12 protein-coding genes are annotated in these 12,727 nt (G+C 39.1%); 5 read left to right on the top strand and 7 right to left on the bottom strand.

The annotated features are described in order from the left end of the window. Positions 1-84: 84 nt before the first annotated feature. The 6 genes from MR054_RS12435 to trhO all read right to left on the bottom strand — a co-directional run bounded on the left by MR054_RS12435 (position 85) and on the right by trhO (position 6,840). Positions 85-2,433 (bottom strand): penicillin-binding protein 1A, encoded by a 2,349-nt coding sequence (locus tag MR054_RS12435; protein ID WP_242158145.1) that lies wholly within the window; start codon positions 2,431-2,433, stop codon positions 85-87. A 50-nt stretch (positions 2,434-2,483) separates the two neighbouring features. Then, on the bottom strand, positions 2,484-2,993 hold the full coding sequence (locus MR054_RS12430; protein WP_242158144.1) for a gliding motility lipoprotein GldH: 510 nt from the start codon (positions 2,991-2,993) through the stop codon (positions 2,484-2,486). Further along, positions 2,980-4,167, bottom strand: coding sequence for a PSP1 domain-containing protein (locus MR054_RS12425; RefSeq protein WP_242083752.1), 1,188 nt, complete (start codon positions 4,165-4,167; stop codon positions 2,980-2,982). The genes MR054_RS12430 and MR054_RS12425 overlap by 14 nt, the downstream gene beginning before the upstream one ends. Positions 4,168-4,285: 118 nt before the next feature. Beyond that, positions 4,286-4,516 carry a ferredoxin gene (locus MR054_RS12420; RefSeq protein ID WP_242158143.1) on the bottom strand — a complete coding sequence of 77 codons (231 nt, stop codon included), beginning with the start codon at positions 4,514-4,516 and terminating at the stop codon, positions 4,286-4,288. Then, entirely contained in the window at positions 4,516-5,760 is a 1,245-nt protein-coding gene (locus tag MR054_RS12415) for a peptidase U32 family protein (RefSeq protein WP_242158142.1), read from the bottom strand. Before MR054_RS12415 ends, MR054_RS12420 begins: the two co-directional genes overlap by 1 nt. A 6-nt stretch (positions 5,761-5,766) precedes the next feature. Continuing rightward, positions 5,767-6,840, bottom strand: coding sequence for an oxygen-dependent tRNA uridine(34) hydroxylase TrhO (gene trhO, locus MR054_RS12410; RefSeq protein WP_242158141.1), 1,074 nt, complete (start codon positions 6,838-6,840; stop codon positions 5,767-5,769). Between the two features lie 353 nt (positions 6,841-7,193). On the opposite strand from trhO, the gene recA reads away from it, so the two are divergent. The 4 genes from recA to MR054_RS12390 all read left to right on the top strand — a co-directional run bounded on the left by recA (position 7,194) and on the right by MR054_RS12390 (position 10,817). Further along, on the top strand, positions 7,194-8,192 hold the full coding sequence (gene recA / locus MR054_RS12405) for a recombinase RecA (RefSeq protein ID WP_242083743.1): 999 nt from the start codon (positions 7,194-7,196) through the stop codon (positions 8,190-8,192). Positions 8,193-8,291: 99 nt separating this feature from the next. Further along, positions 8,292-8,705: a hypothetical protein gene (locus MR054_RS12400; RefSeq protein ID WP_242083742.1), complete on the top strand. Its 414-nt coding sequence runs from the start codon at positions 8,292-8,294 to the stop codon at positions 8,703-8,705. A 37-nt stretch (positions 8,706-8,742) separates the two neighbouring features. Next, positions 8,743-9,285 carry an RNA polymerase sigma factor gene (locus MR054_RS12395; protein ID WP_242158233.1) on the top strand — a complete coding sequence of 181 codons (543 nt, stop codon included), beginning with the start codon at positions 8,743-8,745 and terminating at the stop codon, positions 9,283-9,285. After that, positions 9,285-10,817, top strand: coding sequence for a porin family protein (locus MR054_RS12390; protein WP_242158140.1), 1,533 nt, complete (start codon positions 9,285-9,287; stop codon positions 10,815-10,817). Before MR054_RS12395 ends, MR054_RS12390 begins: the two co-directional genes overlap by 1 nt. Positions 10,818-10,905: 88 nt before the next feature. On the opposite strand, the gene MR054_RS12385 is transcribed toward MR054_RS12390, so the two are convergent. Further along, complete coding sequence (locus MR054_RS12385; protein WP_242084481.1) at positions 10,906-11,637, bottom strand: lysophospholipid acyltransferase family protein; 732 nt, start codon at positions 11,635-11,637, stop codon at positions 10,906-10,908. 117 nt (positions 11,638-11,754) lie between these two features. Between MR054_RS12385 and trpS the strand changes: the two genes are divergently transcribed. After that, the gene (trpS, locus tag MR054_RS12380) at positions 11,755-12,723 is read left to right on the top strand and encodes a tryptophan--tRNA ligase (protein WP_242158139.1); all 969 of its coding nucleotides are present in this window, start codon (positions 11,755-11,757) and stop codon (positions 12,721-12,723) included. Positions 12,724-12,727 lie beyond the last annotated feature (4 nt).

Raw genomic sequence — 12,727 nt, 5'->3', positions numbered from 1 at the left:
CCTTTGGTTTAGGAAACGTATCCCAGGAGTTAATGCCTGCTCTACTTAAGCAAGGAGTTCATAAATGATGGTGGGTATGTGGATTTAGTTAAAATCTAATTCTTCCGGGATACGTTCTTCTTGATCATCATCAACAATAACATTTTGCCCTTCTTCAGAACAATCCACATTTATGGATAGTTCTGAGGGGGCTTCAAATTCTTCCTGGGATACGTTCAAGGTGTCATCCGCATAACAACTCTTCATATACAGGGCCCAAATAGGAAGTGCCATGGCTGCCCCCTGACCATAAGTAATGGAAGCAAAGTGAGCCGCTCGGTCTTCGGCTCCTACCCATACCCCTGTAACTAAGTTTGGCACCATACCCATAAACCATCCGTCACTTTGATTTTGAGTTGTCCCCGTCTTTCCCGCAATAGGGTTCGTAAATTCATAGGGATAACCTGTCACGATTTCCCTGTAGTCTGCCCGGTAGGCATCAGCGCCTTTGGTTCTTAAACGGGCCCCGGATCCATATTGAGTAACCCCTTCCAAAAGTTTCACCGTTACAAAAGCTGTCTCCTCATTTAACACATCACGGGTTTCCGGTTTAAACTGATATAATATAGTTCCGTTTTTATCTTCAATTTGCGTTACCATAACAGGTTTGGTATACACGCCTTTATTAGCAAACGTTGAATAGGCTCCCACCATTTCGTAAACACTTAATTCCGTTACTCCTAAAGCAATAGCCGGCACCGGAAGAATATTGGATTCAACCCCTAACTTTTCAACCAGATCTTTTACAGGTTGCGGCCCAACTTTATCAATTAACCTGGCGGTTACTGTGTTTACCGAATTGGCCAAAGCATTCTTTAAAGTACGCACACCACCATAGTCGTCATCTGAATTTTTCGGACACCATTCATCAGGGTTCCCATACTTGTTCTTTTCTATACAAAACGGGGTGTCCGGAATTTCATCGCAGGGCGATAAATGCAATTGATCAATCGCTGCCGTATATACAAAGGGCTTAAACGTGGATCCTGTTTGGCGTTTACCCTGTTTTACCATATCGTATTGGAAATGCCTATAATTAATGCCACCAACCCATGCTTTAACATGACCTGTTTGCGGATCCATGGACATCATCCCGGTTCTTAAAAACGATTTGTAGTAACGCATGGAATCAATAGGTTTCATGATGGTATCTTTCTCCGATGGTATCCCATCCTTCCATTCAAAAACCGACATTTGAATAGGCTTGTAAAAGGACTCCACGATTTCTTTAGTATCTTTCCTCAGGTCGTATTTCATGTGTCTCCATCGTTCAGATTGTCGAATAGAATTACGCATAAGGGTATCTATGGCTCCTAAGGTTAAATCTAAAAATGGTGCAGTCGGATTACGCCTTGGCGTGTTTTGATGGAAAAATTCGGCTTGTAATCTTGGCATATGTTGTTGAATGGCATCTTCGGCATGCTGTTGCATGCGCGAATCAATAGTGGTATACACCTTGAGTCCATCACTGTTAATATTGTATTTGGTACCATCCGGTTTCGGATTTTCTGCTATCCATTCCTTCATAAAAGCCCTTAAATATTCCCTAAAATAAGTAGCAATACCTTCTCTATGTGATTCTGGAGTATAACGTAAATCCAATTCTGTTTTTTGCAAAGAATCCATGACCTGTTCGGATATATAGCCATATTTTTCCATTTGGGCCAATACGACATTACGTCTGTTTTTTACGCCTACAGGATTTCTTCTTGGATCGTATAATGCCGCATTTTTAAACATGCCTACCAACATGGCAGATTCCTTTAATTCCAGGTCCCGGGGTTCTTTTCCAAAGTAAATGCGTGACGCACTTCGTATCCCATCCGCATTATTTAAGAAATCATAAATATTAAAATATTGAGCTATGATTTCCTCTTTGGTATATTGACGCTCTAAACGGATTGCAATAACCCACTCTTTAATTTTTTGTGTTATGGTTTCAAACAAATTTTTAGATCGAACCCCTACAAATAATTGTCTGGCCAATTGTTGTGAAATGGTACTGGCCCCCCCTTTTTTTCCAAGAAATACGAAAGCTCTTAAAGTTCCTCTACCATCTATCCCTGAATGCTCATGGAACCTGGCATCTTCAGTTGCGATTAGAGCGTCTACAAGATGCTTGGGTAACTCCTCGAAATCTACCGGGGTTCTGTTGTCATTAAAGTAGAATTTACCCAGTGTAACCCCGTCTGAAGAAATAATTTCGGTCGCCAAATTGGTTTTCGGGTTTTCCAATTGCGTGTGATCCGGCATCTCCCCAAACCATCCCCAGGATGCCGCTAAAAAAATAAGGGTAACTGCAAGTGCCCCGGCTACAAACAATATCCAAAACCATCGAATGTATTTTGAAAAGTCCTGAACTTTTTTAGGGGTTGTCTTTTTCTTTTTTGCCATTTAATTTCTTAGATGTTAATTCTTATTTCTGGAGCACCCTAGGGCTTGAATCAATTTAAGTGTCCGTTTTCTGTGTTTGGTTTTTCTATCCTAAAACCAACATCGGTAACCCCTTCCAATTCTACAACCCCATTAACCTTTCCATTTTCACGCATGGCGTGTTGTATATTCACCAGATATTCGCCTGCTTCCTTAAATACGACTTGTTCTTTATACCACAGTTTATTTTCTTTAACACCCATGAGCCCTGTGCCCAACAATTTCCCGCTCGGGTCGGCCATTCTGTATTCTAAGGTATCCTTAACGGTCTTACCATGCGGGAACACGATTTCCACAATTAAAAAGAGATTATTGTATTTGTAAGCATTGGTGTTTCTTATATTAATAAAGAGGTTATAGGGGTTAATAGAATCCGGTGGGTGAACTTTAAAACGGGTTATAGAATCTTTATGCCATGTGTTTGGCACGGATTTATAAACATCGAAAACAAGATTGGAATCGCAAGAAACGACCGTTATAGCAAGCCAAAAAAAACATAAGAATACACTATTTAGACGCATTTTTATTGTTTTGGGGTTTCTTTCTTTTATTTTTGTTTCTACTGTTCCTGCTCCTGTTATTTTTACGTTTACTTTTACGTTTTGGATGATCAAAACGTGTTAAACTATCTTGCCCTACAACGTTTTCAAACTCTGCTTTAGTATCTTCTATGTAATCTGAGGCGTATTCCTCCAAACTGGTTACCGGTTTGTTCTTCTTGTTAAAATCTATAATTTCGTTAGCCTGATCCACTGTAATTTTATGCCAATTCATCCATTCCCCTTCATAGGCATACCACATATGACCCTTAAAAATGTCTATTTTTTGACAAACGGCAATACCCTTTGCGGTGTGCAGCTTTATATCGGTCTTAGGAAATTCTTGCAATGCGTCTAAATAGGTGTCCAGCTCGTAATTCAAACAGCACTTTAATTTTCCGCACTGACCGGCCAATTTTAGCGGATTTAATGACAGCTGCTGATAACGAGCAGCAGAAGTGCTTACAGACCTGAAGTCGGTTAACCAGGTAGAACAGCACAATTCACGGCCACAGGAACCTATACCCCCTAGTCTGGATGCCTCCTGGCGAAAACCAACTTGTTTCATTTCAATTCGGGTTCTAAACTCACGGGCAAATACCTTTATAAGTTCCCGAAAATCAACACGCTCTTCCGCTGTATAATAAAATGTTGCTTTACTGGCATCGCCCTGATATTCAATGTCAGAAATTTTCATTTGCAGGTTTAAGTCTATCGCAAACTGTCTGGCCTTAACCTTCATAGGTTCTTCCTTATCCCTAGCCGCCGACCACACATCAATATCTTTTTGTGTGGCCTTCCGGTATATCTTCAGGGCCTCATCGTCATTGGCATTAATGTTTTTACGTTTCATTTGAACACGCACCAGTTCACCGGTAAGTGTAACCATTCCAACATCATGACCGGTCTGTGCCTGGGTAGCTACAATATCCCCAATGTGTAAGGTTAAATTTTCAGGATTTTTATAATAGTCCTTTCTCCCGTTTTTATAGCGTACTTCTACCCAATTAAATGGTTTATCACCATTTGGAAGCGACATATTCGCCAGCCAATCGAATACCGTTAGTTTGTTACAACTATCCGTACCACAAGTCCCATTGTTTTTACACCCTTTCGGCAGACCATCCTTACCAGTTGAACAACTGTTACAAGCCATATGTTTTATATAATGAATTCGATAATAATTATCTTATTTCGAACTGAAGGTTAATAATTCATTTTCATTTGTAAATATATAATTATTCTCAGTACTTAAAAAAGACCCAACCAATTACTTAAATCTGTTTTACAGAAATGATTTTAACAGGGCAGGCATTTGATGCATTTTCACAGGATTCCAAAATAGTATCCTCTGAAGACTTTAAAGTGAAAAACCCTTTCTTTTCTATGGCATGCAACAAAACGGACTTCCCGTCCTTTTTTGACATCTGAAACTGTCCTGGTGCCAATTCCACACAATAGTTACACCCTATACATTTTTGCCTTTGTAAGGTCACTACAACCATTACTTCTCCACTTTATGATCAACCATTTTGTACAACTTGTCCGATGGTCGAATTCTAAATGGAAGTTTTATGGTAACTGAATCTCCTTTCGTAGCGCTTTCCAGGCGCCGATCGTTCACTAACATCTCTTCCAGTACCATTTCCTTTGCTCCGGTGGTGGGTCCTGTAATCAATAGGGTATCGCCAATGGCAAGGTCATAAGCTTCAATTTTAAACTCTCCTATTTCAGGTTTTGGGTAATAATGTATGCCTTTACCCAAGTACACTTTTTTCTGTGTTGCATGAGAGCCCGATCCCTTACTCCACTCCCCCAATTTTTGTCCTAAATAATACCCACTCCAAAATCCGCGATTGTAAACTTTTTCAAGGTCTTGCATCCAGATCTTCACCTTGCTTTGGTGATATGTCCCGTTGTATAAACTATCGATAGCTTCCCGATAGCATTTAACCACGTGAGCGACATATTCCGGTGCCCGACCCCGGCCTTCTATCTTTAAAACTTTAATACCGGTATCCGCAACCTGATCTAAAAAATCGATGGTACACAAGTCCTTAGGAGACATAATGTACTCGTTATCCAATTCCATTTCAAAACCCGTTTCCTGATCGATTACGGTGTATTTTTTTCTGCAATTTTGTTTGCAAGCTCCCCGGTTTGCCGAAGCGTTTTGCGAATGCAAACTCATGTAACATTTACCGGATATGGCCATACAAAGTGCGCCATGACCAAATATTTCAATTTCCACAAGTCTTCCCGATGGCCCCTTAATTTTTTCCTTTTCAATCTGCTCTGTGATTTTTTTCACCTGGCGCAAACTCAACTCACGACTTAACACCATGGTATCGGCAAATAATGCATAAAACTTTACCGTTTCAATATTGGTAATATTAATCTGGGTAGAAATATGCACTTCCATACCGGCTTCCCTCGCAGCCATAATTACCGCCTGATCCATGGCAATAATAGCACTAATTTGAGCTTCTTTAGCCTTGGTAATTAAGGTCTTTACGATGGATAAATCGTGATCGTATACAATGGTATTCAGGGCTAAATAGGTCTTGACATTATTGGCATGACACCTTCTCGAAATTTCCTGAAGGTCCTCTAAGGTGAAGTTCATGGAGGCTCTCGCACGCATGTTTAATTGCTCAACCCCAAAATACACCGAATCGGCACCATGATCCAAAGCGGCTTGCAGAGATTCAAAATTACCTGCAGGCGCCATTAATTCTATTTTCTGCATGGCCTGCTACGTTTTATGGGGTTTGAAAACTTCGAAAATATTCCTCAAATCCTTTTTATAGGGTAAATGATCTGTACGTCCTTTTTTAAAAATATCGTTACTATTGCCCTGTCCTTTTCGTAAGGCCTTCTGTTCTTCATAAGGCAATTCATGAATTTCTTTACAGGTAGCAGAACAGCAATTGTTCATTTCCTCCTTGCATTGATCACATTGAATGAATAATAAATGGCAGGCTTCATTTGCACAATTAGTATGGACATCAAATGGTTTGCCGCATTGGTGGCAATTGGCAATAACATCGGGGCTAATCCGCTCGGCACGCCTGTCATCAAATACAAAGTTTTGTCCTAAAAACTTGTTTTCAATCCCTTGTTCTTTTACCTGTCTGGTGTAATCAATAATACCGCCTTCCAATTGATACACATTTTTAAACCCTTTGTGTTTAAAGTAAGCACTGGCCTTTTCGCAGCGGATTCCTCCGGTACAATACATTACCAGCTTTTTATCTTCTTTGTGTTCCCTTAAATCGTTTTCAATAATATCCAAAGATTCCCTAAACGTGTCTACATCCGGGGTTATGGCATTTTTAAAATGACCGATTTCACTCTCGTAATGATTACGCATATCCACCACAACAGTGTCGCGATCTTCAATAAGGGTGTTGAATGTCACGGCATCTACATGAACCCCTTTATTGGTAACATCGAAGGTGTCATCATTTAAGCCGTCGGCAACAATTTTGTGCCTTACCTTAACCTTAAGCTTTAAAAATGATTTGTTGTCTTGCTCGACTGCAATATTCAAACGGATTCCTTTTAAAAAATCAATAGCATCCAAATGCGCCTTAAATGCGTTAAAACGGTCTGCAGGAAGCGACAGTTGCGCATTAATTCCTTCGTGTGCGACATAAATCCTGCCCAAGACGTCCAGGGAGTCCCAGGTAATGAACAGATGATCTCTAAACTCCTGGGGGTGAGTAATTTTGGCATATTTATAAAAAGAAAGCGTTAACCGATGTTTTCCTGCACTATCGATTAATGCTGCTCTTTCTTTAGCGCTTAATGTATTGTACAGTTGCATGCTATACTAATGTTTTAAGATTAAAGAAATGATTTTAGACTGCAAAAGTACAACTTTTAACTTGATCCAATAAAAAAGCACTTTATAAAACTTAAAGTGCTTCTTTTGGCTCATTAGTATTAAAGTCGCCTATTGTGGTTAGTCACCATCAGATTATCAGCTGCCATTGGAATAAGGCTAGCGGCTAAACCAAATATTAACAGGTAAAAGTGGTTTAAATGGTTCTTCTTCACAGCAAAAATTTTCCCACTTTAGTAGTTAGATACAAAATGTTTAAAAAGGTTGCGTTATAAAATTGTATTCTGAAAAAACTTGTATTACTTTAGCATGCATAACAAGAGAATTTCAAATAAATGAGTGAAAAAGAAGCAAAATTAAAAGCCCTCAAGCTTACTTTAGATAAGTTAGACAAAGCTTATGGCAAAGGAACTGTAATGAAAATGAGTGATGCCGCAGTTGTCGATGTCGATGCGATCTCCTCAGGGTCTTTGGGATTGGACATTGCATTAGGTGTAGGAGGTTATCCAAGAGGTAGAGTTATTGAAATCTATGGTCCTGAATCGTCCGGTAAAACGACTTTGACCCTGCATGCCATTGCAGAAGCACAAAAAAATGGTGGTATTGCCGCTTTTATTGATGCTGAACATGCTTTTGACAGGTTTTATGCTGAAAAACTAGGTGTTGATATTGACAATTTAATCATTTCACAACCCGACAATGGGGAACAGGCTCTCGAGATTGCCGACAATCTCATCCGCTCGGGTGCTATTGACATTGTCATTATTGACTCTGTTGCAGCTCTAACTCCTAAAAGTGAAATTGAAGGTGAAATGGGAGATTCTAAAATGGGTCTTCATGCGCGTTTAATGTCTCAGGCTCTGAGAAAACTAACCGCTTCCATTAGTAAAACCAATTGTACGGTTATATTTATTAATCAGTTACGCGAAAAAATTGGTGTCATGTTTGGCAATCCCGAAACAACCACCGGAGGTAACGCCCTTAAATTTTATGCTTCTGTTAGGTTGGACATTAGGCGGTCCACCCAAATAAAAAACAGCAACGGGGACGTTTTAGGAAATAAAACTCGTGTTAAAGTGGTTAAAAACAAAGTAGCCCCACCTTTTAAAGCAGCAGAATTTGACATTATGTACGGCGAAGGTATTTCTAAAGTAGGTGAAGTTTTAGATCTCGCGGTCGACTACGAAATCATTAATAAAAGTGGATCCTGGTTTAGCTATGGAGAAACAAAGTTAGGACAAGGCCGGGATGCAGTTAAAACGATAATAAAGGATAATCCGGAACTTTTAGATGAACTGGAGGATAAAATAAAAGAATTCCTCAAACAAGAATAAAACCAAAAAAATCTCGAAATAATTCGAGATTTTTTTGGTTTTAGGCGCAACCTTTTATTTCTCTATTCATCTAATTGAAAAAGATTAGAAGAGAAATTTATGAAAAACATTTTTATTTTAGGATTTGTATTTATGCTATTGGTGTCCTGTAGTATAAATGATGATTCCGACAGTTATGTATTAGAGATATTACCCGTGGAAAGCGTTGATATGCCCGACGAATTCGTGTTAGGTCAAACCTATCCTATCACCGTCTATTATTACCGGCCAACCACCTGTCATACCTTTAGAAATTTTTATTATGTAAAAGATAATAACATACGTACAGTTGCACCGATTACTTATGTATTTGAAAATCATAACAATTGTTCAGACCTTGCAGATGACTTAGTTGAGGCTACTTTTAATTTTATTGTTACGAGCAATGGTTCGTATATCTTTAAGTTTTGGCAAGGGGAAAACATCGACGGTGAAGACCAATATTTAACCATTGAAGTGCCGGTTATGGATTGACCATATAGAAAAACATTAACAGTAAATGCGTTTTAATTTGAGTTTAGAGCAACTCATAGAACATTGCAAAAACCATGATACTAAAGCACAAGAAGAATTATATAAGCTCTTTTCGAGTAAATTATTCTCAATTTGCTTAAAGTACTCAAATAATTATGAGCAGGCGGAAGACAACTTGCAAGATGCATTTTTAACCATTTTTGATAAAATTGAACAATTTAAGCACAAAGGATCTTTTGAAGGTTGGATAAAACGCATTACCATTAATACCGCCTTACAGCATTACAGGACAGAGAAGGTGTTTAATATTGTCAATGAAAATGAAGTAGAAGATTTTAACATAGAGGTTAACGAAGATGCGGTATCGCTGGATTATCTTCTGAAGGCTATACAAGCGTTGCCCGATCGGTATCGCTTGGTTTTTAACCTTTATGTATTGGACGGCTATTCGCATAAAGAGATTGCCAATATGCTTAACATTAGTATAGGAACTTCAAAATCAAACTTATCCAGAGCACGGCAAATTTTGAAACGGACCGTTGAAAATTATAATTTAAGTGAACATATTCAGTCATTATAATGGGTGAAAAGAAACATATAGACAGATTATTTCAAGAAAAGTTTAAGGACTTTGAGGTTAGTCCTCGTCCCGAAGTTTGGAATTCTATTGAATCCCGATTGAGGGATAAAAAGAAAAAACGGCGCATAATTCCAATTTGGTTGCCATATGGAGGTGTTGCTGCACTATTAGCCGTGTTGCTTACCATGGGGTATTTATATTTTAATTCCAGTAAGGATGCACAAAATCCTTTGCCTCAAGTAGTCGACACAGAAAGCACAATTGAAAACAGTTCCCGCAATGAAGCAACCCCGGCAGGACTTTATAACAAACCAAGTAACGAGGCCATATCGGGTACCGAAGAGCAACTGAATCTCAATCAGGAAAAGGGCACTGAAAATAGCGGGCATTCGGAAAGTACAACTCATCCTTTAAGGGTATTACCTCCTTCACCACATTCTGTTGTGGAATCTCCGGTCACCTCAAATGAACATGTGCTTTTAGAGAAATCGCAAACGCCTCATGGGGGTACCGATAACAGTACTTCTGAAGAAATTCTGGCAAAGGAGAATAGCACAAGGCTCGCCAAGGCCACCCGTTCAACATCGCAACAGGATGGGCTGGATAACTTAGGGAATAATCCCGACAACTCAGGAAATCCTAATACGCTTATCGACAACATCACCACCGCCGATTCAACGGTAGTGGCAAAAAATAATTCCAATACTGCTGCGGAAGAACAGGAGGAACTATCTCTTGAGGATATCATCAATACAGACCTCAAAGAACGCATTGAAGAAGAGAAATTTAACAGGTGGAGTGTTGCCCCAAACGCTGCGCCTGTTTATTTTAATAGTTTGGGTGAAGGTTCCTCAATAGACCCTCAATTGAGCAATAATGCCAAAACAGGTGAATTAAATATGAGCTATGGTATAAGGGCCAGTTATGCTGTTAATAAAAAATTACAGATTCGCTCCGGTATCAACAGGGTCCGATTAGGGTATAACACCAACGACGTTGTCGTTTATCAATCGATAGGATCCCGTGAAACTCCCAATTCGGCTTCTTTTGCAAACATAAAATATGATTCTGGTTACTCCTTAACCACTATAAGTTCTGCGAGTACAACATCATTCGCCGGTGCGGACAATATTAATTTTAAAAGTAGTGCGGGCTTACTATCTTCAGCTACAGACACTTCTATTAATCAGGAATTCGGTTATATAGAAATTCCATTGGAAATTCAATACGCCGTTCTGGATAAAAAGTTCGGACTTAACCTAATAGGTGGATTTAGTTCATTTTTCTTAAATGAAAATAAGATTTACTCCGAGAACAATAGTTCTAAAACATTTTTAGGGCGAGCGAACAATATCAATAAAGTGAGTTACAGTGCCAATTTCGGGCTTGGCCTCAACTATAAAATGTCTAAAAGATTAGATTTTAATTTAGAGCCCCTATTTAAATATCAAATAAACACATTTAGCAATACTTCCGGTAATTTTAAGCCTTATTTTATAGGGGTTTATACAGGATTTGCTATTAAATTTTAGGTTTTTGGTTAGATCTGGATATTGATTTTCTATGGTTAAGTCCGAAAATCAATATCAAACAAAACTGCTCTTTTAAAGGGCAGTTTTTTTATTGGCTTTTCAGGGCATTCAAAATAACAGTCCTGGCTTGATGATTTAAGAATTTAGTATCCTCAATAGTTAAATGATCTGTCGATAAAAACTTGTGGACCTTTACTCGCATCAATCCGGGGCCTCCGCTAAAAAGCGAATAAGAAAAGCGTTTTTTGTTGTCAAAAAACGTTATTGGAACTATAGGAATCTTATGGTTTATGGCCAATCTGAATGCCCCATCTTTAAATTCGTCCAAAATAATACGCTCTTCAGGCACCCCGCCCTCCGGAAAGATACAAATGCTAAGCCCTTGCTTTAACCGACGCTGGGCCCTTAAAAACACCCCTTTTCTACTCTTTTCCGAACTTCTATCGACCATGATGCAAGTCCGCTTATAAAAAAACCCAAATAAGGGCAGTCTGGCCAATTCTTTCTTACCGACAAATACAAATGGGCTTTTAACCGAAATCAGCATCAACATAATATCGGCCATAGAGGTGTGGTTGGCAATAAACATATAGCTCCTCCCGGGTTCTGGTTTTTGCTGATACCTGATCTTCACCTTGAAGCCCATCCCAAATAAAATGAATCGCGCCCACAATCGCGCCAGCTTAAAAAAGAAAGGGTACCAGGATTCTTTTGAAATAGAAATGAGAAGTATAGGAAACAATAGGATTATCGGCAATGCTACTAAAACGTAAAACCAAACCCGGTAAAGAATCCAAAACACATATTTAAATGCCCTCATAGATTCCAAAAATACATAATTGTATTGAGCAATTTTATCAAAACAGTTACCTTTGCGCATGGTTTAATCATTTAAAACAATTCCTTTTAACTATTTATTGGGATTCGAGGATACATTATGGCAAGAATTCTTACGGGTATACAAAGTACGGGCACCCCACATCTTGGGAATATATTAGGGGCTATTCTACCCGCCATTAAAATGGCAGAAAAGCCGGAGAACGATTCTTATTTGTTTATTGCCAATTTACATACATTAACGCAAATTAAAGAGGCCCAAACACTTAGAATGAATACCTATTCTACCGCCGCAACCTGGTTGGCTTTTGGCCTGGATATAGAAAAAACGGTGTTTTACAGACAAAGTGATATTCCTCAGGTTACGGAATTATCCTGGTATTTAAGCTGTTTTTTTCCGTATCAGCGACTCACCTTAGCACATAGCTTCAAGGATAAGGCGGACCGACTGGAAGATGTTAACTCGGGTTTATTTACCTATCCCATGCTCATGGCTGCCGATATTTTGTTGTATGATGCCCATATTATTCCAGTAGGAAAAGACCAATTACAGCACATAGAAATGACCCGGGACGTCGCGTCTCGTTTTCATGCCAAAATGGGAGAAACCTTCGTGATGCCCGAAGGTAAAATTCAGGAAAACACCATGCTTGTCCCCGGGACTGATGGAGAAAAAATGAGCAAAAGCAGGGACAATATTATTAATATCTTTTTGGATGATAAAAAACTGCGTAAGCAAATTATGTCTATCCAAACGGACAGTACCCCGCTTGAAGATCCTAAGGATTGGAAAACCTGCAACTGTTTTGCCATTTACAGATTATTAGCAAGTGAGACAGAGGTTGCCCAAATGAAGGCCAATTATGAAAAAGGGGGATATGGTTACGGCCATGCCAAACAGGCCTTATTTGAACTTATGATAACCCGTTTTGCCGAACAACGGGAACGATACCATTACTATATGGCCAATCTCGATGAGATAGATAAGGCCCTCGCCTTTGGTGCAGAAAAGGCCAAGTTAGTGGCTAATGAGGTATTACAAAGGGTAAGGAAAAAAGTGGGTTATTAATGCC

The sequence above is a fragment of the Aestuariivivens sediminis genome (assembly GCF_022662105.1).
In the GTDB taxonomy this organism is placed as follows: Bacteria; Bacteroidota; Bacteroidia; order Flavobacteriales; family Flavobacteriaceae; genus Aestuariivivens; species Aestuariivivens sediminis.
This window is presented reverse-complemented; position numbering and strand designations above follow the sequence as displayed.